Source organism: Pseudomonas sp. JDS08PS003 (assembly GCF_045013505.1).
Classification (GTDB): Bacteria; Pseudomonadota; Gammaproteobacteria; order Pseudomonadales; family Pseudomonadaceae; genus Aquipseudomonas; species Aquipseudomonas protegens_B.
Map to the genome: position 1 here is coordinate 4,989,009 of NZ_CP120724.1, position 24,898 is coordinate 5,013,906.

At 64.0% G+C, this 24,898-nt stretch carries 9 protein-coding genes; 6 read left to right on the forward strand and 3 right to left on the reverse strand.

Annotation, left to right across the window (positions count from 1 at the left end):
• Positions 1-12 precede the first annotated feature (12 nt).
• Positions 13-450, forward strand: a complete 438-nt coding sequence (locus P7C00_RS22090; protein WP_404937368.1) for an SMI1/KNR4 family protein — start codon at positions 13-15, stop codon at positions 448-450.
• 10 nt (positions 451-460) lie between these two features.
• Here the strand turns inward: P7C00_RS22090 and P7C00_RS22095 are convergent, their stop codons facing one another.
• Positions 461-2,089 (reverse strand): twin-arginine translocation signal domain-containing protein, encoded by a 1,629-nt coding sequence (locus tag P7C00_RS22095; protein WP_404937369.1) that lies wholly within the window; start codon positions 2,087-2,089, stop codon positions 461-463.
• Positions 2,090-2,296: 207 nt separating this feature from the next.
• Here P7C00_RS22095 and pvdM point away from each other — a divergent pair, with 207 nt between their 5' ends.
• From pvdM to P7C00_RS22110, 3 genes are read left to right on the forward strand one after another with little or no spacing between them, the layout of a single operon-like run.
• Positions 2,297-3,670 carry a pyoverdine-tailoring dipeptidase-like protein PvdM gene (gene pvdM / locus P7C00_RS22100; protein ID WP_404937370.1) on the forward strand — a complete coding sequence of 458 codons (1,374 nt, stop codon included), beginning with the start codon at positions 2,297-2,299 and terminating at the stop codon, positions 3,668-3,670.
• 21 nt (positions 3,671-3,691) lie between these two features.
• Positions 3,692-5,002: an aminotransferase class V-fold PLP-dependent enzyme gene (locus tag P7C00_RS22105; RefSeq protein WP_404937371.1), complete on the forward strand. Its 1,311-nt coding sequence runs from the start codon at positions 3,692-3,694 to the stop codon at positions 5,000-5,002.
• Between the two features lie 43 nt (positions 5,003-5,045).
• Positions 5,046-5,939, forward strand: coding sequence for a formylglycine-generating enzyme family protein (locus tag P7C00_RS22110; protein ID WP_404937372.1), 894 nt, complete (start codon positions 5,046-5,048; stop codon positions 5,937-5,939).
• Between the two features lie 54 nt (positions 5,940-5,993).
• Here P7C00_RS22110 and P7C00_RS22115 read toward each other — a convergent pair whose 3' ends face one another.
• Entirely contained in the window at positions 5,994-6,857 is an 864-nt protein-coding gene (locus P7C00_RS22115; protein WP_404937373.1) for a formyltransferase family protein, read from the reverse strand.
• A 200-nt stretch (positions 6,858-7,057) separates the two neighbouring features.
• On the opposite strand from P7C00_RS22115, the gene P7C00_RS22120 reads away from it, so the two are divergent.
• Together P7C00_RS22120 and P7C00_RS22125 are read left to right on the forward strand one after the other, a co-directional pair.
• Complete coding sequence (locus P7C00_RS22120) at positions 7,058-8,710, forward strand: cyclic peptide export ABC transporter (RefSeq protein WP_402886800.1); 1,653 nt, start codon at positions 7,058-7,060, stop codon at positions 8,708-8,710.
• A 95-nt stretch (positions 8,711-8,805) separates the two neighbouring features.
• Entirely contained in the window at positions 8,806-11,277 is a 2,472-nt protein-coding gene (locus P7C00_RS22125) for a TonB-dependent siderophore receptor (RefSeq protein WP_404937374.1), read from the forward strand.
• Positions 11,278-11,659: 382 nt separating this feature from the next.
• Here the strand turns inward: P7C00_RS22125 and P7C00_RS22130 are convergent, their stop codons facing one another.
• Positions 11,660-24,898 (reverse strand): non-ribosomal peptide synthase/polyketide synthase, encoded by a 13,239-nt coding sequence (locus P7C00_RS22130; protein WP_404937375.1) that lies wholly within the window; start codon positions 24,896-24,898, stop codon positions 11,660-11,662.

A 24,898-nucleotide genomic window follows, 5' to 3' on the forward strand; every position in this document is an offset into this window, starting at 1 on the left:
AAGGAGCAAAAAATGAACGTTGAGAACTTCAAGCAACTGCTGAGCGAGCGCAAGCGCAGCCATCCGATCTGGTTCGAACTACCGTCGGACCGCCTTGCCAGCCAAGCCCAGATCCTGGAGGCGCAGCAGGCCTTGGGGCTGCAACTGCCAGCCGATTACGCCTGGTTCCTCAAGGAGTGCGGCGGCGGCTACTTTGCCCTGGGCACGCTCTACTCACTGGACAGCAGCAGCGATTTCCACCTGGTGGAGATCAACCGAGCGCACCCGGCCATCGCCCGCAGTCACCTGCTGTTTTCAGAGAACGGCTGCGGTGACTTCTACGGGTTCAGGATCGATAACCGGCACTGCCTGGCGCCGGTCGAGTTTTTCGACCACAGCTGCGGGCAATGGCAAACCAGCCGATACAGTGGGCTCTTGAGCTTCGTCGCCGAAGTGGCCCTGAGCAACTGAATCCCCCGCCTCACAGCTTCAAGTGCTGGGCATACCAGGGCCGCCGCGGTGCCCGCTTGAGCAGGTCCGGCACCTCTTCGTCGCGGCTCAGGGCGATGCGCAAGGCCAGCTTCATGACTTCCTGATCCATCTCCAGGGACATTTCTCCCGGGGCATTGCCCAGGGGGCCGCAGCCATGGGTCGAGGCCCCCAGCCACGGGTCGTCGATCTCGACCCAGCGCCCGGGAGCGAACCAGGGCACGCCATTGACCTCGCGGCGCAACACTTCGCCGGGGTGGTAGCGCTCGTGGGCCCGGAACCAGTCGTCGATCCGGTCATCGATCCAGCCATGGAATTTCCAGAACATGGGGTGCACGTGGGACGAGAAGGGATCGCCGAGAAAGTCGTTCTGGGGCTGGTACCAGCGCCCGGCGAAGTCCGAGGACAGGCGAGCTTCCATCACTGGCATGCCGTTGGAAGGATCGCGGGCGACATCAGCCCAGCGCATATGCAGCCAGTCGTGCAGGCCCAGCTCGACCTCGGACCCGAACTGGCCCAGGGTCAGGCGACTGAGGTACTCGGGGTCCTGGTACTGCGACTCCCAGACCTGGAAATTGCCATAGAACGCCGCATCGCTTTTCAGCCCGTGCAGCCATTGGGTGAACTCTTCATCGTCGTCGGCCACCCAGGCCGGCGGCACCGAACAGCCGTCATGGTTTTCGTAATAGCGGATAAAGGCCTGCCGGTCCTGCTCAAGACGGGCACAGGGCTGCGGCAACTGGTGCCAGGACACCAGGTCCGGCTGCAACGAGCGGGCGTGCAGCAACATGTGCCGGTGCATGAACAGAAAGTCGATGCCCGAGGCATTGCGATGCTTGCGCCGCCCACGGGCATCACGCTCATGCTTGACCGGGCCCGGCTGCCAGCCGAGCCCTCGCAAACTGTTGCGCTTGTCCTTGGGCAGGGTGTGCCAACGGTCCCGCGAGGCGTGCCAGAGTTGGTGGAACAGGCGGTGCTGTGGCGATACCAGCCACGCCAGCAAAGCGGGACTCAACCCGCTCTGGTCCCGGGCGGCAGGAAAGACCCGCTTGCGCGCTACAAAACGCGCCGCGGATACCGGCGCCAGCGGCGACGCCTGCAACGACTGCAGGCTGCCACTGAGGGTGCCACTACCGGCATTGCCCCAACTGGCCCAGACCTCGTCGAGCACCACCTGACACTCATGACTGGGGGCGCCGGATATCCGGCCACCGGCAAACAGACGCCAGCGCAGCTTGGCGGCATCCACCGACGCCAGGTCGCCCTGCACCAGGAACTCCACCGGGCCATCGCCTCGCAGGCTCTGCGCGCGTCCCAGGACACCGCGCAAGCCGCGCCCGGCGGGGCCGGCATCCAGCAACAACTCACACCCTTTACGAGGCAGGGATTGCGGTCCGTTGGCGTCAAGGAACTCGATATCCCAGATGCCCCGCAGGTGATCGGCAAGGCGCACGCCAGGGTCCAGGGCCACCTCCAGCTTGGCTTCCCCGGGGGTGATCTCCTGCTCTTCCTTGCGACGAACATCCTGACGCAGCAACTCCTTCTGGGTGTAGAACGCCACAGGGATAGCTGCTCCTGTCACCGCCAGACCGGTCAAAAATCCTCTTCTCGAAAACCTCATCGCTCTACCTTTATCCAGTGGCGCGTCACGCATCTAGCTAGAACGTTGGATTTGCAGGGAAATTTACCGGCCAGCGATTCCCGGAACGCTAAATTTGCTCTCGGCCAGCTCGTTTATCGCGGATAGATGTGCACAAAAGGTCGGACCCGGCAGCACTGAACCCCAGGGCCCGACCCCGTCATCAGCCCGCCTGCGACTGGGATAGCAATGATCAAAATATCTGGTAAGAAAACCCTCTATCTGAGCCTGCTGATACTTATCGTCGCCGCCCTCGGTGTCGGTGCCGGCGCGGCCTGGCACTACTACTGGAAGGACCGGGTGTCCTACCCCAACGAGATCGTCAAGCACGCCAACGACCTGCAGGAGCGCATCATTTCCTTCGACAGCCACATCACTGTACCCCTGGATTTCGGCACCGAAGGCAGCGAAGCGGACAAGGACACCTCTCGCCAGTTCGACCTGGTCAAGGCCGGTCGCGGCCGCATGTCCGGGGCCGCCCTGAGCATTCTGGCCTGGCCGGAAATGTGGAACGGCCCCAACGCGCCGCACCGCCCCACCGCTGGCTTCGTCGAGGAAGCCCGCCACCAGCGCGAGACCCGTTACCGGATCATCCAGGGCATGGTGCGTGACTTCCCCAACCAGACCGCGATTGCCTACACCCCCGCCGACCTGCGCCGCATTGCCTCCGAAGGCAAGGTGGCGGTGGTGATCAGCCTGCTCAACGCCTACGCCATGGGCGACGACCTGGACCAGCTGGACCAGTGGACTGCCCGGGGGATGCGCCTGTTCGGCTTCAGCTATGTCGGCAACAACGAATGGGCCGACTCGTCGCGCCCGCTGCCCTTCTTCAATGACACCCGTGACGCCCTTGGCGGTCTCTCGCCCATCGGCAAACAGGCCGTGCAGCGCCTCAATGACCTGGGGGTGGTGATCGACGTCTCGCAGATGTCGAGCAAGGCCCTGGACGACGTTGCGAGCCTGACCCGGGCACCGGTGGTGGCTTCTCACTCCGCCCCCAGGGCGCTGGTGGATATCCCGCGCAACCTCAGCGACCAGGAAATGCAACAGATCAAGGCCACCGGCGGGGTGATCCAGGTCGTGGGCTTCTCCACCTACCTGCGCCCCCTCAGCCAGCCGACCCTGGACAAGCTCAATGCCTTGCGCAAGCGCTTCGACCTCGGGCCGCTGCAAGGCCTGGAGAACGCACTGATGCCCGGCGACGCCGTGATCACCATCTGGCCGGAACAGCGCTTTGGCGAATACGCCAGCTCCCTGTACGGCATCCTCGATGAAGAGCCCAAGGCCAGCCTCAAGGACTATGTCGACGCCATCGATTACACAGTGAAGAAAGTCGGCATCGACCACGTCGGCATCAGCTCCGATTTCAACGAGGGCGGCGGCGTCAATGGCTGGATGAGCGTGGCGGACAACCGCAACGTCACCGCCGAGCTGATCCAGCGTGGCTACAGCGATATCGAGATCGCCAAGCTCTGGGGCGAGAACTATCTGCGCGTCTGGGAACAGGTGCAGAAACTGGCCAAGCCTGCAAAACCCGCCCCTCAACCCGCCATCGCCGGCTAACCCATGACCACGAGCCTTCCTGTGACCAATCGTCGGACATTCCTCAAACAAGCAGGCCTGTTGGCCGCCGCCCTGCCCCTGGGCAACCTCGCCATCAGCCAGGCCCGGGGCGACAGTGCCACGCCGTCGACCGTGGCCGTGAGCACCGCACAATGGACCCAACTGCGCCAATTGTTCGACCTTGACCCGGATTACGTACACCTTTCCAACTTCCTGATCACCTCGCACCCGAGGCCGGTGCGCGAGGCCATCGAAAAGTACCGGGCAGTGCTCGATCGCAACCCGGCCCTGGCCATGGACTACGACACCCAGTACACCTGGCAGCGCGAGGCCCAGGTGCGCGAAAGTGTCGGCCGCTACCTGCAGATCAAGCCCGGCCAGGTGGCCTTGACCGGCAGCACCACAGAAGGCCTGGCCCTGATGTATGGCGGCATCCACGTGCGCCCCGGACAGGAGATCCTGACCACGATTCACGAGCACTACTCGACCCGCAACGCGCTGAAGTACCGCACCCAGCGCGACGGCACCCAGGTGCGCACCATCGAACTGTTCAAGTCGCCCCACCGGATGTCCACCGACGAAGTGCTGGGCAACATCGATCGCAACATCCGCGCCAACACCCGCGTACTGGGCATGACCTGGGTGCAGTCGGGCAGCGGCGTGAAACTGCCGATCGGCGAGATCGGCAAGCTGGTGGACCAGCACAACCGCAATCGCGATGAGCACGAGCGGATTCTCTACTGCGTCGATGGCGTGCACGGGCTGGGGGTGGAGAACATCACCTTCGCCGACCTGAACTGCGACTTCTTCGTCGCCGGCACCCACAAATGGATGTTCGGCCCGCGCGGCACCGGGATCTTCTGCTCGCGCTCGGAACAACTCGAGCACCTGACGCCGATGGTGGCGACCTTCTCCGAAAACCAGAACTTCGCCACCACCATGACCCCCGGTGGCTACCACAGCTTCGAGCACCGCTGGGCCGTGGACCAGGCCTTCGACCTGCACATGCAGCTGGGCAAGGCCAACATCCAGTCGCGAATCCATGAACTCAACAGCTACCTCAAGCAGCGCCTGCAGGAGCACCCAGGCATCGAACTGGTCACGCCCCTGAGCCCGGAGCATTCCGCCGGCTTCACCTTCTTCCGTGGCCAGAACCTGGACACCGATGCCACCGCCGCCTGGCTGATCGAGAACCGCATCCTGGTGGACGCAGTAGACCGTGATGCCGGGCCGGTAGTGCGCATGGCCCCCGGCCTGCTCAACAGCGAGGCGGATATCGACCGGACCATGGACCTGCTGGGCAAACGCCTGCGCAGCAGCAAGACCGCCTGAGCCGTTGGCCCCCTGAACTCACATTGCACAAGGCTATTGACTGATGAAACCCGTCGCCTACTCCTCCCTGGCCGCCCTGGCCGGTTGCCTGATCAGCCTCAACGCCCACGCGGTAGAACCTCCCAAGCCCGGCAGCGTGTTCAAGGACTGCAAGAACTGCCCGGAAATGGTAGTCCTGCCTGTCGGCAGCTTTGTCATGGGCACCCCGGAAGACGAAGTGGGCCGCGAGCCCGATGAAGGCCCGCAGCACACCGTGACCTTCAAGAAAGCCTTCGCCATGAGCCGTTTCCACGTGACCGCCGCCGAGCTTGACGCCTACATCCGCGAAACCGGCACTGTGATCAAGGACGGCGACGACCGCCCCGGCCGCCTGTGCCAGGCCAGCAAGCCACGCTATGAACAGGGGCCGCGCCAGCCGGCGGTCTGCGTCGACTACGCCGACGTGCAGGCCTATACCCAGTGGCTGTCGAAGAAAACCGGCAAGCACTACCGCATGGTCAGCGAGGCGGAACGCGAATATGCCGCACGCGCCGGCAGCACCGGCTCCTTCCCCTTCCCTTTCGATGAGGAAGGCCAGTACCAGATCACCCAGCACGCCAACACCTACGGCCCCAAGGACGGCTTCAGCTTCACCGCCCCGGTGGGCAGCTATCCGCCCAATGCCTTCGGCATGTACGACATGCACGGCAATACCTATGAGTGGGTCGCCGATTGCTGGCACCCGGACTATGCAGGCGCGCCTGCCGATGGCCGGGCATGGATGGAAGAGTCGGAAGGGGTGTGCCTGGACGCCCAGATCCGCGGCAACGACTGGGGCGAGGCACCGGTATTCTCGCGTTCGGGCAACCGCAACAGCCGCAAGCGCGAAGTGCGCGGCGACTGGCTGAGCTTCCGAGTCGTGCGTGAGCTGGAACAGCCCGGCGCCAGCCACAAGTAGACACCCCGATGAACAGCGGCCCGGCGCAACAACCGCACCGGGCCACTGACAGTATCAGGCGACGTCCCGGGACTTGCCGGCCTGAGCCTGACGAAGATTCTCCAGCATCAGCCACAGGCCCTGGCGCAAGGCCGGGAACAGGCTGTTGTTGAAGTTGTTCCAGCGCAGTTCGAGGATGGTGTCCTCGGGGCCGATTTCGGTGTTGAGCACGTCATGCAGCACCTCGCCGGAGTCGATACCGTTGTCCACGTAGTGGAACGACGCCCCGGTCAGGTATAACGGCTCGGTCGGCTCGATTTCCTTCGTCGCCCAATCCACTACTTTCTGCCCACGGGCGCCGTACAGGGCATTCCAGGTGGCATAGGCTCCGCGACGCTCATAGGGCGACTCGATGCGGGTGATGCCCGGGTGGATGTTCATGATCCGCCGGGCGAAAGGCGCTCCCGGGCGTACCAGCTCATCGAGGATCACCAGCAGGCCGTCGAGCACCACGATATCGGCTTTGAGTTCCACCAGAGTGTCGTGCAGGCGACGTTCGAAATCCCGCTTGCCGGCGATGTGTTCGGCACTGCCGCGGGGATGGCGACGATAGGTGGACGGCACGCTCAGCAGCAAGTCGTTGACCCGCTTGCCCTGCACTTCCAGGTCCGCCGGGTACAGCCACTGGCGGCCCGGCTGGTAGGCAAAGCCGTAGTCGCTGACCAGCTGCTGGTCCCGTGGCGACTGCTCGTCATCGTCGTAGACCACGCCCACCAGTTCGTAGGCCTCGCCCAGGGGCGTCTGGTTCAGCGTCTGAACCAGAAATTCCAGCACCGATTTCATATAGCGCTCGTGGTCCTTGTAGGCCACCGGCTGCCCGGCCTTGTCGGCGGCGGCATTTCGCAGGGACCAGACATACACCAGATTCTTCTTTGTCATTTGCTCGCTCTCGCTCAATGGTTCAGGCACTGCGTCGATACACGTGCGCCCACAGAACAAGAACGAACCACAGGCAGGGCAATTTATCCGCAGTGCCCGCGAGGCTGGCATGCCGAGCTAAATACTGGCGTCGGCGCTTCGTTTGTCAGGGGTAAGGGTCTGCGTGCTACGACCCTCTATCCACTCTCTGGGAAGTACTTATGACCGACCCCAAGCGCGGCGCCTTCAACGGTCTGCTCGCATTGCTCAGGCCCTTTCGCACCATCGTGGTGATCTCCGTTGCCCTGGGCATGGCCGGCGGCCTGGCCATCACCCTGTTGCTGGCCACCATCAACAACGCCCTGCACTCGGCGACCGGCATGACCCAGGGCGTGGTCCTGACCTTCGCCGCCCTGTGCGTGCTGGCCCTGATCAGTTCCATCGTCTCGGACATCGGCACCAACTATGTGGGACAACGGATCATTGCTGCGCTGCGCAAGGACCTGGGTGAAAAAGTACTTTCGGCGCCCATCACCCAGATCGAGCGCTATCGCTCCCACCGCCTGATCCCGGTGCTGACCCACGACGTCGACACCATCAGCGACTTCTCTTTCGCCTTCACTCCCCTGGCCATCGCCACTACCGTCACCCTGGGTTGCCTGGGCTACCTGGCGTACCTCTCGGTGCCGATGTTCCTGATGATGGTGGTGGCCATCATCATCGGCACCAGTGTGCAGTTGGTGGCCGGCGGCAAGGGCATCAAGGGCTTCGATGAAGCTCGCGACCATGAGGACGAGCTGCAGCGCTACTACAACGCGATCGCCTCCGGTGCCAAGGAACTGCGTATCCACCGGCCCCGGCGCTTTCGCATGAACACCCAGCGCATCCAGAGAACCGCGGATCGCATCAGCGATATCCAGGTGCGTTCGGTGAACATCTACATCCTGGCCAAGAGCTTCGGCTCGATGCTGTTCTTCGTGGTCATCGGCCTGGCCCTGGCCATGCAGGCCTACTACCCGAACCCGGACCCCGCGGTGATCACCGGCTTCGTGCTGGTGCTGCTGTACATGAAGGGCCCCCTGGAGCACGTGGTCGGCTACCTGCCCATCGTCGGCAAGGCAAAGATCGCCTTCGCCCGGATCAGCGAACTGTCCGAACGCTTCTCCTCTCCCGAGCCGCATCTGCTGATGGACGACAGCGAAGCGCCGCAAGCGGTGGTGCACAGCCTGGAACTGCGCGAAGTGCGCTACAGCCCACCACCGGTAGAAGGCAGCGAACCGTTCCACCTGGGCCCGATCAACCTGAACATCAAGCAGGGCGACATCGTCTTCATCGTCGGCGAGAACGGCTGCGGCAAGACCACCCTGATCAAACTGTTGCTGGGCCTGTACCAGCCTCAGTCCGGGGAAATCCGTCTCAACGGCGAAGCAGTGACCGACCGGGCCCGGGATGACTACCGGCAGTTGTTCACCACGGTATTTGCCGACTACTACCTGTTCGACGACCTGGTCCAGGGCAACGCCGGCAAGTCGCTGGATGTCGCCACCCAGTACCTGAACCGCCTGGAAATTGCCCACAAGGTCAGCGTCAAGGATGGCGCCTTCACCACCACCGACCTGTCCACCGGCCAGCGCAAGCGCCTGGCCCTGGTCAATGCCTGGCTGGAAGAACGCCCGGTGCTGGTATTCGACGAATGGGCCGCCGACCAGGACCCGGCCTTCCGGCGGATTTTCTACACCGAGCTGCTGCCCGATCTCAAACGCCTGGGCAAGACCATCATCGTGATCAGCCACGACGATCGCTACTTCGACATTGCCGATCAGTTGGTGCGCATGAAGGCCGGACGAGTCCTGACTGAACTGCAACCGGCGTGATTGTTTCCGGTTTATGGCAGCTGATGCGTCATACAGATAGAACTGAGAATTAATACCATTAACAGTCATTACATCTGCCGGATTTATAAGAGCATATGAGCATGCCCGCACAACACCGACTGACCCCTTTGACGAAAGCGCTGCTTCGCCAGGCGTTCTCGCCAAAACTGGCTTCCCGCGCCCTGGGCCTGGCCCTGACCCTGCCACTGATGGCTCAGGTCCAGGCCCAGGAAATCCATTTCAACATCGTCTCGCAGTCCATGTCTGCGGCCCTGCAGGAGTTCGGGCGCCAGGCCAATATGCAGGTGCTCTACAACCCTGACGATGTGCAAGGCAAGCGCAGCAACGCCCTCAGCGGCAGCTATTCGCCGGAGCGGGCCATCGCGGCCATGCTCAATGGCACCGGGGTGGCCTACACCCTCAAGGACAACTCGGTCACCATCCGCAACCATGGTGGCAACGGCTCGCTGGAACTGGGGACCAGCACCATCAGCGGCCAGGGCCTGGGCACCACCACCGAGGACACCGGCTCCTACACCACCGGGGCCATGCAGACCGCCAGCAAGCTGTCGCTGACGGCCCGGGAAACCCCGCAGTCGGTCACGGTCATCACCCGCCAGCGCATGGACGACCAGAACATGAAATCCCTGGAGGATGTGCTCAAGGCTACCCCCGGCATTTCCATCACCAAGGACGGTCCGCAGCGGCCGACCTTCTATTCCCGTGGCTTTGCCGTCGAAAACCTGATGACCGATGGCTTGCCCAACGATTTGTCCCACTACCTGAGCCGGGACATGAACTCCTCGGCTGACATGGCGATCTTCGACCATGTGGAAGTGGTGCGTGGCGCCACCGGGATGATGCAGGGCGCGGGTAACCCGTCGGCAGCGATCAACATGGTGCGCAAGCGCCCGACCGCCACCCCGCGGGTCACCGTCACCGGCAGTGCCGGCAGCTGGGACAACTACCGTACCGAGATCGACGCCTCCAACGCCCTCAACGAAAGTGGCACCCTACGAGGCCGGGTGGTCACCGCCTACCAGAGCAAGGACAGCTTCCAGGACTTCGTCAGTTCCGAACGTTCGGTGTTCTATGGCATTACCGAAGCCGACCTGAACGAAGACACCACCTTCACTTTTGGCGCCTCCAACCAGAGCGGCAGAAACAACACTTCCTGGGGTGGCCTGCCGGTTGCAGCCGACGGCAGCGACCTGCACCTGAAGCGTTCTAGCTACCTGGGCAGCAAGTGGGAGTACTGGGATCAGAACAACACCACAGCGTTCAGCCGCCTGGAATACCGTTTCGCCAATAGCTGGAAAATGCTCCTGTCCGCCAGCAAGAGCTGGTCGGACCTGAACATGCTCGGCTCCATTCCGGAACGCATGGGCGCCAACTACGATGAGTTCGGCCAGAATATCGGTCGCTACGACTACGAAGACCAGCAAAACAGCTACGACGGCTACGTCACCGGTCCCTTCTCCCTGTTCGGGCGTACCCATGAACTGGTGGTGGGCGCCAGCCGGCGCGACCTGACGTTCAAAGGCAAGGGCCTGCCCATCGACCTTGAGACCCACACCAACATCTACAAACCCAGCGGCATTCCCAAACCGGACATGAGTGCCAACCCCTGGACCCAACGCCGTACCAGCCAGCTGGAAGGTACCTACATCACCACTCGGCTGAGCATCACCGATGACCTGAAGCTGATCCTTGGCGGCCGCCTGGACTGGTACGACTACGACGTGACCACCACCTGGAACGGCAAGCCTTCGGCCTCCAGCCTGCCGAACAAAGTGACACGCCACCTGACCCGCTATGCCGGGGCCATCTATGACCTGGACCAGCACCACTCGGTCTATGTCAGCTACACCGATATCTTCAAGCCGCAGACCGAGCTCGACGCGTCCAACAGCGCCCTCAAGCCCATCGAAGGCAAGAACTACGAACTGGGCATCAAGGGCGAGTACTTCGACGGCAGCCTGAATGCCAGCGCGGCGATCTTCCGCATCGACCAGGAAAACCGCGCCAAGGCACTCCACCCCGACCTGTGCAGCCCCGGCACCGCCTGCTACGAAGCCGCAGGCCAGGTGCGCAGCGAAGGTATCGAGCTGGAAATCAACGGCACCCTGGCCCCGGGCTGGGAACTGGGGGCGGGCTACACCTATGCCTCGGTCAAGTACACCAAGGACTCCAACGAAGCCAACGTCGGCCGCCTGTTCGACACCGACATCCCGCGCAGCGTGTTCAAGGCCTTCACCACCTACCAACTGCCCGGCGACCTGAACCGCTGGACCATTGGTGGCGGGATCTATGGCCAGAACACCATCTACAACAAGGGCACCAACAACTACCTGAGCACCTTCGACTACCGCATCGAACAGAAGTCCTATGCCCTGGTGGACCTGATGACCAGCTACAAGGCCTCGGAGAATGTGAACATTCGCCTCAACGTCAACAACCTGTTCGACAAGCGCTACTACCAGAGCATCGGCACCAACACCGACTACGGCACCAGCCTCTACGGCGACCCGCGCAACGCCATGGTCACAGTCAGCTGGTCTCTGTGAAACACCCCCTCCCCCTGTAGGAGCCGGCTTTCCGGCGAGGGCGCCCTTAAGACTGGCGCACCTTCGCTGGCAAGCCAGCTCCTACAACGCGATGAATTCCCCACCCGTCCCACCTACGCCCCCGTAGGAGCCGGCTTGCCGGCGAAAGCGCCCTCCAGGCCTGCGCACATTCGCGGGCAAGCCAGCTCCTGCAACACGATGAATTCCCCACCCGTCCCACCTAAGTCCCCGTAGGAGCCGGCTTGCCGGCGAAAGCGCCCTCCAGGCCTGCGCACATTCGCTGGCAAGCCAGCGCCTACAGAGCGATGGCGGGCCGTTGATTTGCTTATGGCGCAAACGACAAAGGCCTGGACCGTTGCCGGCCCAGGCCTTTGCTGACCACTCAGTTCAAGCAGATCGACAACTGCTCTCTGAAGCTTTCCAGCAAGGCAGTGCTGTCCACCATGGCTTCATGGCGGACCTCGATATGGCGTGAAGCGGCGATCTCACCACCCTGCACCTCGCAACCCATGGCCTGCTCCAGGACCTGGATCTGCTCCGGAGTGTAGTCACTGGACCACCATAGCCGTGGCGCAACCCGCAGGGGGCGATAGGCATAGGCCGCAGACAAGGCGCTCAAGTCATTGAACACAGCGCTGACCAGCGAGGCGTCGAACTCGGCCTTGAACAGCCCCACCACCCGATCCAGCTCGCCGGGAGCCAGGGGGATATTGCCGGCCACCCAGCCATGGATGCTCTGCCAGTCGAGCTCGGCTTCGCGCGTCAAGCGGCTCTCGATCATCCCTGCACTGCCCGGGAACTGCTGGCAGAGCTTGTCGATGATCGCCCGCCACTCGGACTCGGCTGTCACGGTGACCGGCGCCTCCTGCCTTTGAACCAGGTCATCCCCGGTGCCCTGGGGCGGCGTCGGGTCGAGCAGGCCGAGGAAGCGTACCGTCTCTCCTGCCGCCTCCAGTTCGCTGGCCACGTCCATGGCAATGGACCCGCCCAGGGACCAGCCCGCCAGATAGTAGGGACCGCTCGGCTGTACCTGACGGATGCTGGCGACATAGCGCTCGATCATCGCCAGCCATGAAACCTCGCTCCAGTCGGCTTGCAGATAGGCCTGGTGCAGCACGCCATACACCGCACAACGGTCGCGCAACTGCGCCGCCAACGGCAGGTAGCCATACACGCTGCCCCCCGCCGGGTGGAAGCAGAACAGCGGCTGGCCGGAGCCGCCCAGGGCGATGACGTTCTGTGCACTGTCGGCCTGACCGGCTGCGATCACGCCAGCCAGTTGCCCCACGGTCGGCGCCGTGAACAGGGCATTGATGCTCAGTTGCACAGCCAGTGCCTGGTTGATGGCGCCGATCAGGCGCAATGCATCCAGGGAGTGCCCACCCAGCTCGAAGAAGTTGTCGTCCAGACCCACCTGATCGACGCCCAGCACCTGGCTCCAGAGGGCGGCGACCTGCTGTTCCAGTTCGCTCTGTGGAGCGTTGTAGGCCTGCTGCAACTGGCTGGCGTCGGCCTTGGGCAGGGCTTTGCGGTCCAGCTTGCCATTGGGGCTCAGCGGCAACGCTTCGAGGAACAGCAGGTGCGCCGGCAGCATGTAGTCCGGCAGCACCTCCTTGAGGGCCGCTTTCAATTGCTCGCGCAATTGCGCCTGGGCCTCTGGCGTATCGGCCGCCACCTGCGCGGCTGGCACCACATAAGCCACCAGCTGCGGCCCGCTCGCGCCGTCCTGGGCCAGCACAATCGCCTCGCGTACTTGCGTCAGCTCCAGCAGCCGCGCTTCGATCTCGCCCATTTCGATACGGAAACCGCGGATCTTCACCTGGTGGTCGATGCGCCCGGCGTACTCGATCACGCCTTCGGCGTCATAGCGGGCCAGGTCACCGGAGCGATACAAGCGACCACCATCGCTGCTGAACGGATCGGGAATGAAACGCTCGGCAGTCAGGCCTGGGCGGTCGTGGTAACCCCGGGCCAGCAGGTCGCCACCGATCATCAGCTCGCCAATCACACCGTTGAGCGGCAGGTTGCCGCTGTTGTCCAGCAAATAGATGGAGCGGCCCGGCAGGGCCTTGCCCAGTGGAATCACCGCCGGCAGCGGCTCGGTCCCCTTCAGGTAGGCACCGCAGTCATGGGCCGTGGCACTCACGGTGGCCTCGGTCGGCCCGTAGGTGTTGAGCAGGCAGGCGTGTTTCAGGCCGGCCTGTTTCCAGGCGGCCACACCTTCCGCCGGCATGGCCTCGCCCCCCAGGTTGAGCTGACGCAGGCGGCCAAAGTCCCGCGGCCCCTTGGCGGCGAAGTCCTTGCCCAGCATGAACCAGTAGGCGGTGCTCAAGTCGACGATGCTGATGCCTTGTTCGATCAGCTCGCGGTAGAAGGTTTCGCTGTCCCACAGCTCCTTGCCGCGGATCACCACCGAAGCACCACGGATCAGCGCCGGGTACAGCTGTTCGACAAAGGCATCAAAGTTGAAGGTGGAGAACTGCAAGCCACGGTCCGTAGCCGTCATGTTGAAATAGCTGGCGGTGGCCCGTGCATGCTGGCTCAGGGCGTTGTGGGTGATGCCTACGCCCTTGGGCCGGCCGGTGGAGCCGGAGGTGTACATCACGTAGGCCAGGTTTTCTGCACTGCTGCGCTCTGGCGGGTTGCCCTGCGCCATACCGGCCAGCCAGACGGGAGCCTGGTCCAGGCACAGGTACGGCACCACGAGGCCATCCTGCAAACGCTCCAGCAGCGGCGACTGGGTCAGCAGCAACTGGATGCCGCTGTCCTGCATCATGTAGTGCAGGCGCTCCTGGGGGTACTCAGGGTCCAGCGGCACATAGGCGCCGCCAGCCTTGAGCACCGCCAGCAAGCCGACAATCATGTCCAGCCCACGTTCCACGGCGATGCCCACCCGCACATCCGGGCCCACGCCCTGCTCGATCAGCTTATGGGCCAACTGATTGGCCCGCTGGTTGAACTGGCCATAGCTCAGTTGCTCACCGGCGCACAGCAGCGCCACGGCATCCGGAGTGCGCGCGGCCTGGGCTTCGATCAACTGGTGGATATTCAGGTCTCGGCCCACTTGCCCGGCCGCCCGGCGGGACTCTTGTTCAACGGCTGCCCGTTGCCCGTCGCTGAGCAGCGAAAGATCCCCCAGGCACTGCCCGGGGTTGCCGATCATGGCCAGCAGCAGGTGCTGCAGACCCTCGGCCAGTTGCCGGATCACTGCGCCACTGAAGTGCTGGCACGAATAGCTGTAGTCGAACGACAAGCGTTCAGCGACGAACACCGACAACGTCAGCGGATAGTTGGTCTGCTCATGATTGCCTACCGCGCCAAATTGCAACTGTGCCGGCGAACCTTTCTCCAGGGCTTCGGACACCGGGTAGTTCTCGAACACCAGGATGTTGTCGAACAGGGCCTCGCCCACCAGGCCGGCCCAGCGCTGCACGTCGTACAGCGGCGTGTGTTCAAAGTCACGCAGGGCCAGGTTGCGCTCCTGCACAGCCTGCAACCAGTCGCTGACCGACAACTGCGGACGTGGCGCGGCCACCACCGGCAAGGTGTTGATGAACAGGCCGATCTGCTGCTCCACGCCCTTGAGTTCCGCCGGCCGGCCGGACACCGTGGCGCCGAACACCACCGTGTCTTGCCCGGTGCAGCGTTGCAGCAGCAACAGCCAGGCGGCCTGCACCAGGGTGTTGACCGTGACTTTCTGCTGGCGGGCAAACTCGCCCAGGCTGCGGGTCTGGACCTCGTCGAGGGTGCAGCCATGGCTACCATGCCCCTCCTCCAGCGGCGCACGTGCACCGGTAGCAATGGCCTGGGCCAGACGGGTCGGCTCATCCAGCCCCTGCAGTTGCTGTTTCCAGAAATGCTCACTGAGGGTTGCGTCCTGGCGTTGCAGCCAGGCGATGTAGTCGCGGTAGCGCCCGGTCAAGTGCTGCGGCAATTGACCGGCATAACGTTGCAGTACTTCACCGAGCAACTGCGAGTTGCTCCAGCCATCCATCAGGATGTGGTGGTTGGTGTAGATCAGGTGGTAGCGCTGTTCGCCAGTACGCACCAGAGTCAGGCGCAACAGAGGTGCAACGGCCAGATCGAAGCCCCGTTGACGTTCGGTCGCCGCCAGGGCGTCCAGGGCTTGCGGGGTCTGCTGCGCCGAGCGCCAATCGTGTTCGACACACTCCAGGCTGACCTGCTTGTACACCACCTGGATCGGCGCCGGCAGCTCGCCCTGCCAGAGGAAACCGCTACGCAGGATGTCATGGCGCTCGATGGTTGCCTGCCAGGCCTGGCGGAAGCGCTCGGGATCGAGCCCGTCCACGTCCACCCGCAACTGGTTGATGTAGTCGCCGCCCTCCTCTTGATACAGAGTGTGGAACAGCATGCCTTGCTGCATCGGCGACAGCGGATAAAGGTCTTCGACCTTGGCCAGGGCCAGCGGCAAGCGGTCCAGCTGCTGCTGGTTCAAGCCGGCCAGCGGGAAGTCCGACGGCGTCGCGCCACGGTGCTCGGGCTGGCTGCAATGCTCGATCAGGGCCTGGAGCTCCTGGGCATACTCGTCTGCCAGGCGCTGGATGGTGGTGGTATCGAACATCGCCTGGCTGAAGTTCCAGCCTAGGCTCAGCTCACCGCCATAGACCTGACCGTTGAGGGTCAGCCAGTTGCCCAGGGGGGCTTGCAGGCTCTGGTCGTCGCCCTTGGCCTCATTGGCCGGGGCAAACCATGCCTGCTGCTCATCGAAACTGCCGTCGAACTGGCCCAGGTAGTTGAAGGTGATGCGCGGCACCGCCAGTGCGGCGAGGGCTGTCTGTGCTTGCGCATCCCCCAGGTAGCGCAAGGCACCGAAGCCGATGCCCTTGTTCGGCACCGCCCGCAGCTGTTCCTTGATGAGCTTGATCGAGTCGGCCAGCGCCGGCTGCGGTGTCAGCTTCACCGGGAACACGCTGGTGAACCAGCCCACAGTGCGGCTCAGGTCGATGGCGTCGAACAGCTCTTCGCGGCCGTGGCCTTCCAGTTGCACCAGGACGCTGCTGTCGCCGGTCCAGCGGGTAATGACCCGGGCCAGAGCGGTGAGCAGCAGATCGTTGATCTGGGTGCGATAGGCTGCCGGCGCGTCCTGCAACAGGCGCTGGGTATCACCCTTGCTCAGCCGGGTTTCGACACTGCTCGCGTGCTGGTTCTGCAAACCGTCGTGGCCATGGTCACAGGGCAGGTTCGGCTCGACACCCTGCAGTTGCGCCTGCCAGTAAGCCAGCTCCTGCTGCAGCGCAGCACTGCTGGCATAGGCTTGCAATTGCCCGGCCCAGGCCTGGGTCGAGCTGGACTTGGTCGGCAGCGTCTGATTGCCCAACAGGGCTTGCAGATCCTCCAGGAGAATCCGCCAGGACACCCCATCCACCACCAGGTGATGGACGATCAGCAACAGGCGCTGGCTCTGATCGGCCAGGGTGAACAGCACGCCACGCAACAACGGGCCGGCCTGCAGGTCGAGACTGCGCTGGGCCTGCTCGGCAAACTGCTGCAACGCCTGGGCGTCGACCACATTGGCCTGCCACAGCAGTTGCACCGACTCATCGGCGTCGGCAAAGGCTGCGCTCCACATGCCCTGATGTTCGGTAAAACGCAGGCGCAGGGCATCGTGCTGCACCGTCAGGGCCTGTAATGCGCTTTCCAGGGTCTGGGCTTGCAGCGCCTGTAGCGGCTTGAGCAGCACCGACTGGTTCCAGTGATGACGCTCCGGTACCGGGGTGTCGAAGAACCACTGCTGGATCGGCAGCAGCGCCATTTCGCCACGCACCGGACCCTGGTCGATCTGCAACCCGCCCTCGCCCTGCTCCGCCACCGTGGCCAGCCCTTGCACCGTCTGGTGCTGGAACAGGTCCTTGGGGGTGAAGCGGATACCGGCCTGCCGCGCACGGCTGACCACCTGGATCGAGATGATCGAGTCGCCCCCGAGCTCGAAGAAGTTGTCGGTGACGCCCACCTGTTCAAGTTTCAGCACATCGGCCCAGATCGCCGCGATCTGTTGTTCCAGCGGGTTCTGCGGCGCCACGTAGGTCTGCTGCATCAACTGCGCATCGACTTTCGGCAGCGACTTGCGGTCCAGCTTGCCATTCGGTGTCAGCGGCAGTGCTTCGAGGAACAGCAGGTAAGTCGGCACCATGTAGTCCGGCAGGCTTTCCCGCAGGCGAGCCTTGATGCTTTCGCGCAACTGCGCCTGGCGCTCGTTGCTCAACGCCACCTCGGCGTCCACCGGCACGATGTAGCCCACCAGCTGCTGGCCACTCGGCCCTGGCTGGGCGATCACCGCCACTTCCAGCACCGGGTCCTGTTCCAACAGGCGCGCTTCGATCTCGCCCAGTTCGATACGGAAACCCCGCACCTTCACCTGATGGTCGACACGGCCTACGTACTCCACCAAGCCATCGGTGCGATAGCGGGTCAGGTCGCCGCTGCGGTACAGCCGGGCACCGGTGGTGCTGTAGGGGTCAGGGATAAAGCGTTCCGCTGTCAGCCCAGGTCGATCCAGGTAACCCCGGGCCACGCCCAGGCCGCCCAGGTACAACTCGCCGGCCACGCCAACCGGTAACAGGTTGAGGTTGGCATCGGCCACATAGGCGCTGCGATTGCCGACGATATTGCCGATAGGCGCATAGGCCGCATCGCACGGATCGCCCGCCTTGGCCTTCCAGATCAACGGCGTAACCACAGTTTCGGTCGGGCCGTAGCCGTTGAAGATGTACTTGGGCCGCAGCACTCGCCACGCCAAATCGTAACTGGCCTGGGGCACTGCATCGCCGCCGAAGCAGTAGACCCGCACCGCCGGCGGATTGCCGTCGCGCTCGGCGTGTACCGCCAGTTGTTGCAGGTACACCGGCGGGAACACACCGACGGTGACGCCGTAGCGATGCATCTGTTCGTAGGTGAATTCCGGCGACCACAAACTATCGTCGCGGATCAGCACGCTGGCGCCGTAGATCAGCGGGTGCATCCAGCCTTCATGGGAGCCGTCGAAGGCGAAGGACATGAAGTGCAGCTCACAATCCGCCGGGCTCATTTCATAACGCTCACCGGTGGCCAGGCTGTGCATCGCCAGCGGCCCATGGGACACCGCCACGCCCTTGGGCAAGCCGGTGGAGCCGGAGGTGTAGATCACATAGGCGAGGTTTTCCTCGGCCAGCTCCACCTGCGGGGCACTGGCGGGATAGCCGGCAAAATCCGCGGCCCGCTCCACCGACAAGGTCGGCAGGCCATCGGGGATCGGCAAGCGATCCAGCAGATGGCTCTGGGTCAGCAGCAGCCACGCGCCGCTGTCCTGCATCATGTAGCGCAGACGGTCCTGGGGGTATTCGATATCCAGCGGTACATAGACCCCACCGGCCTTGAGCACGGCAAGGAAGGCCACCATGATTTCCGCGCAGCGCGGCATGGCGATGGCCACCCGCACTTCCGGGCCCACTCCCAGTTCGATCAGCTTGTGCGCCAGTTGGTTGGCCTGAATATCCAGCTCGCGGTAGCTCAGGCGCTGCTCGGCGAAGAACACCGCCGGCGCATCCGGGGCCTTGGCCGCCTGATCGGCGAACAGCTGATGGACAAAACGGTGGGTCGGGTAGACCACATCGGTGTGGTCCCAATCCTGGCGAATGCGGCGCTGCTCGTCCTGCGTCAGCAATGGCAACTCACCCAGCCCAGTCTGTGGATGCTCCATCAGGCTCAGCAACAGGCCCTGCAAGTGCCCGCCCAACTGCACCATTGAAGGTTCGGAGAAAGATTCACGGGCATAGATGAACTCGAACGACAGGCTCGCCCCCAGATTCACCGCGACGGTCAGTGGGTAGTTGGTCTGCTCGTGGTTGCCCACCGCGCCAAAGCGCAGTTGCGCCGGAGCGCCTTTTTCCAGGGCCTCGGACACCGGGTAGTTCTCGAACACCAGGATGTTGTCGAACAGCGCATCCCCACCCAGCCCGGCCCAGCGCTGCACTTCGTACAGCGGCGTGTATTCATAGTCGCGCAGCGCCAGGTTGCGGCTCTGCACCGCTTGCAGCCATTGGCTCACGGTCATGTCCGGGCGCGGCGTGGCCACCACTGGCAAGGTGTTGATGAACAGGCCCACCTGCTGCTCGATGCCTTTGAGCTCCGCCGGGCGCCCCGCTACCGTGGCGCCGAACACCACGCTGTCCTGCCCGGTGCAACGTTGCAGCAACAGCAGCCACGCTGCCTGCACCAGGGTGTTGACCGTGACCTTCTGCTGCCGGGCAAATTCGCCAAGCCGAGCCGTCTGTGCCAGGTCCAGCTCGCGATGGTGCTTGCCGTGGCCGGTGCCGGCCGCAATGTCCGCGACCCGGGACAGCGCCTGGGTCAGGCGGGTCGGTTCATCCAGCGTCTGCAGTTGTTCTTTCCAGAACTTTTCACAGGCCTGGGCATCCTGGCGTTGCAGCCAGGCGATGTAGTCCCGGTAGCGGCCCGGAGCGTGGCTGGGCAACTGACCGGCATAACGTTGCAGCACTTCGCCGAGCAACTGCGAGTTGCTCCAGCCGTCCATCAGGATGTGATGGTTGGTGTAGATCAGGTGGTAGCGCTGCTCGTCGATACGCACCAGGGTCAGGCGCAACAAGGGCACGGCATCCAGCTCGAAGCCACGCTGGCGCTCGGCGGTGGCCAGGGTATCCAGGGCTTTCTGCTGCTGCGGCTGGCCGCGCCAGTCATGTTCGGTGCAGTCCAGGGCAATGTGCTTGTGCACCACTTGCAGCGGCGTCGACACCTCGCCCTGCCAGATAAAGCCGGTGCGCAGGATGTCATGCCGATCGAGGGCCGCCTGCCAGGCCTGCTGGAAGCGCAGCGGATCGAGGCCATCCACGTCTACCCGCAGCTGGTTGATGTAGTCGCCCGCCGCCTGTTCGTAGAGGGTATGGAACAGCATGCCCTGTTGCATCGGCGACAGGGGGTAGAGGTCTTCGACACCGGCCATCGACACCGGCAGGCGATCCAGTTGCTGCTGGTTCAGGCCCGCCAGCGGGAAGTCCGACGGGGTCGCGCCCGCCTGCTCCGGTGTGCAGCAATGCGCCACCAGCGCCTTGAGCTCCTCGGCATAGTCGTCGGCCAGCCGCTGCACGGTGGCGGTATCGAACATCTGCTGGCTGAAGGTCCAACTCAGGCTCAACTCGCCGCCATAGACCTGGCCATCCAGGCTCAGCCAGTTGCTCAGCGGGGCCAGCGGGCTCTGGTCGTCGCCCTTGGCTTCGCCGCTGGGTTTGAACAGGGAATCCTGCTCGTCGAAACTGCCGTCGAACTGGCCCAGGTAGTTGAAGGTAATACGCGGCACGGCCAGGGCTGCCAGGGCCTGCTGCGCCTGAGCATCCCCCAGGTAACGCAGGGCGCCAAAGCCGATGCCCTTGTTCGGCACCGCCCGCAGTTGTTCCTTGATGAACTTGATCGAGTCGGCCAGGGACGCCTGGGGCGTGAGCTTCACCGGGAACATGCTGGTGAACCAACCCACGGTGCGGGTCAGGTCGATGCTGTCGAACAGGTCTTCGCGGCCGTGGCCTTCCAGTTGCACCAGGGCACTGGCTTCGCCGGTCCAGCGGGTGATGACCCGGGCCAGGGCGGTGAGCAGCAAATCGTTGATCTGGGTGCGGTAGGCCGCCGGGGCGTCCTGCAGCAGGCGCTGGGTATGGGCCTTGTCCAGGCGTGAGCTCAGGTTGCTGGCGTGCTGGTTCTGCAACTCGGTGACCGGGCGATCCTGCGGCAGGTTCGACTCGACGCCCTGCAACTGGGCCTGCCAGTACTTGAGTTCTTCCTGCAGCGCTGCACCTTGGGCATAGGTCTGCATCTGCTCGGCCCAGGCCTGGGTCGAGCTGGTCTTGGCCGGCAACGCCAGGGGCTGGCCGGCGCTGAGTTGAGTGTGGGCCAGTTGCAGATCCTCCAGCAGGATCCGCCAGGACACGCCGTCCACCACCAGGTGGTGGATCACCAGCAACAGACGCTGGCTGCCGTCCTCCAGGCTGAACAGCACGGCCCGCAGCAGCGGCCCGTCCTGCAGGTTCAGGCTGCGCTGCGCCTCGATCGCCGACTGCTCCATGGCCTGGGCGCTATCCACCGCAACCCGCCAGAGCAGCTCCGGCCGCTGGCTGGCATCGGCAAAACGCGCCGACCAGCCATCAGCCTCCTGGCGGAACTGCAACCGCAAGGCGTCATGCTGCACCCGCAGCGCCTGCAAGGCGCTCTCTACCACTTCGGCACACAGCGGCTGGGACGGTTTGAGCAGCACTGACTGGTTCCAGTGATGACGCTCGCTCATGGGCAGCTCGAAGAACCACTGCTGCACCGGCAGCAGCGCAGTCGCGCCATGCACCGGGCCCTGGTCGATCTGCACCCCGCCTTCACCCTGCTCGGCCACTGCCGCCAGCCCCTGTACCGTCTGGTACTGGAACAGATCCCGCGGGGTGAAGCGGATACCGGCCTGCCGCGCGCGGCTGACCACCTGGATCGAGATGATCGAATCACCGCCCAGTTCGAAGAAGTTGTCGGTGGCACCGACCTGTTCGAGCTTCAGCACATCGGCCCAGATCGCCGCGATCTGCTGTTCCAGCTCGCTCTGCGGCGCCACATAGACCTGCTGCATCTGCTGGGCATCGACCTTGGGCAGGGCCTTGCGGTCGAGCTTGCCGTTGGGGGTCAGGGGCAATGCTTCGAGGAATAGCAAGTACGCCGGCACCATGTAGTCCGGCACATGTTCCTTGAGTGCACTCTTGATGTTCTCGCGCAGGGTGGCCTGGGCATCCCCGGCGACGGCCATTGCCGCGTCGCTCGGCACAATGTAGGCCACCAGTTGCTGGCCGTTGTCACCCTCGTGGGCCAGGACGAAAGCCTCGCGCACGGCTGCTTGCTGCACCAGCCGCGCTTCGATTTCCCCCAGCTCGATACGGAAGCCGCGGATCTTCACCTGATGGTCGATGCGACCGATGTATTCGATCACCCCATCGGCGCGGTAACGGGTCAGGTCGCCGGTGCGATACACCCGGCCACCGTCGCTGGAGAACGGATTGGGCACGAACTTCTCGGCGGTCAACGCCGGGCGTGCCAGGTAGCCACGGGTGACCCCGGCACCGGCCAGGTACAGCTCACCGGCACTGCCCAGCGGTACCGGTTGCAGGTCCGGGCTGAGGATGTAGCTCTGGGTATTGCTGATGGCCCGGCCGATATTCGCCTGACCGCCGGCCTCGCGCCGGGTGTAGGTCGAGTAGGTGGTGTCTTCCGATGGGCCGTACAGGTCGTAGACATGCACCAGCCCCGGCTGTTGGTAGAGGCTGTCCACCAGGGCCTGTTTCAGCGGCTCCCCCGCCAGGTTGATGATCCGTACGCTGGGCGGAATCTGCCCGCTGCGCTGCAGCGCGGCAATCGCCGAGGGCACGGTGTTGATCAAGCGCACCCGGTCGCGGTCTGCCAGCTCCGGCAGCTCCAGGGCGTTGCGGGCCAGGACGATGGAACCGCCGCTGGACAAGGTGACGAACAGCTCCCACACCGACAGGTCGAAGCAGATCGAGGTGGAGGCCAGCACCCCTTGCAGGTCTTCAGTGCTGTACACCCGGCTCGACCAATCGATCAATGCCAGCACGTTGCGATGGGCAATCGCCACGCCCTTGGGCAGGCCGGTGGAACCGGAGGTGTAGATCACATAGGCCAGATTGTCCGGGGTCGCGCGTGGCGCCGGGTCGTCTGTCGAGTAGCCATCCAGCCAGCCCGGCTGGGCATCCAGTTGCAGGGTCTGCAGGGATTCCACGGACGGCAGCAGCGACAGCAAGGCGCTTTCGGTCAGCAGGATCTGCGCCTGACTGTCGCGCAGCATGTGGGCTAGACGGTCCTGGGGATAATCCGGGTCCAAGGGCACATAGGCGCCGCCGGCCTTGAGCACCGCCAGCAGCGCCACGACCATTTCCGGGGTGCGCTGCAAGGCCACGCCGACCCGCACTTCAGGCCCCACGCCCAGCTCGATCAGCTTGTGCGCCAGGCGGTTGGCTCGGGCATTGAGCTCTCCGTAGCTCAGGCGCTGGCCGGCAAACAGCAGGGCTTCGGCCTCCGGGGTTTTCAGTGCTTGTGCTTCCACCAACTGCTGCACGCAACCATCGCTGGGGAACTCACCGGTGGCCGGGGCCCACTCGTGCAGCAACTGGTGCTGCTCGGCAGCGCCCAGCAGCGGCAGGTCTCCCAGGCGCTGGCGCGGCTGCTGGACGATGCCCTGCAGCAACTGCACCCAGGACTGGGCCAGACGCTCGATGGTGGAGGCCTCGAACAGGTCGGTGGCGTAGGTCAGGGAGGCCCAGAGGCCATCCTCGGATTCGAAGGTGTCCAGGGTCAGGTCGAACTGCGCGGCACGCCCCTGCCAGCTCAAGGTCTCGATGCTCAGGTCGTCCAAACGCTGGCTCTGCCCACCTTTCTTGACCGCGGTCTGGTGGTTGAACATCGCCTGGAACAGCGGGCTGTGGCTCAGGCTGCGCTCGGGGCGCAGGGCTTCCACCAACTGTTCGAAAGGCAAGTCCTGATGGGACTGAGCCATCAGCGCGGTCTGCTTGACCTGCTGCAGGAAATCATTGAAGCCCAGCTGCCCGTCGACCTCGGCCTTGAACACCTGGGTATTGACGAAGAAGCCGATCAGGCGCTCGGTCTCCACCCGGTTGCGGTTGGCGGTCGGCACGCCGACGCGGATGTCCGCCTGGCCGCTGTAACGGTGCAACAGCACCTGGAACGAGGCCAGCAGCAACATGAACAGGGTCGCCCCTTCACGCTGTGCCAGTTGTTTGAGGCCCAGGCGCAGCTCTTCCGGCAAGGGAATATCCAACAGCGCCCCACGATAGCTCTGGATCGGCGGGCGCGAGTGGTCCAGCGGCAGCATCAGCAAGGGTTGCTCCCCAGCCAGTTGCTCCAGCCAGTAGCCCAGTTGCCGCTCACGCTCGCCGGCATCCATCCACTGGCGCTGCCAGTTGGCATAGTCGGCGTATTGAATCGGCAAGTCCGGCAGGTTGATCGTGCGTCCCAGGCGGTAGCCGGCATAGAGCTGGATCAGCTCGTCGACCATCACCCCCATCGACCAGCCATCGGAAACGATGTGGTGCTGGGTCAGGACCAGCACATGCTCGTCTGCTGCCACCCGCAGCAATTTGGCCCGCAGCAGCGGGCCATTGCGCAGATCGAAGGGTGGCTGGCTCTTGCTGTCGGTGAGGGCATGGACCTGGGCCTCATAGGACAGGCCGCCGGCGTGCAGTTCGATGACCTCGATGTCCAGCGGCGCCGGTGGATGGACCACCTGCACCGCCGTGCCATCGTCTTCGGAAAAGGTAGTGCGCAGGGTTTCATGCCGGGCAATCAGGGTATCGAATGCATGGCGCAGCGCGTCGAGGTCCAGCTCTCCGGTCAAGCGCAGCGCCGTGGTGATGTGGTAGGCGGTGCTTTCGGGTTCCAGCTGCCAAAGGAACCACTGGCTTTCCTGGGTATAGGAGAGAACCGGCGCCTCGTCGGCGCCGCGGCTGCAGATAGGAGCGATACCAAAGAGGTTGATGCCCTTTTCTTTAAGCAAAATCGCCAGGGCTCTTCTTTCCTTGGAAGAAAGCGTGCCTACCGAGTCGATTAAAGCTTGCAT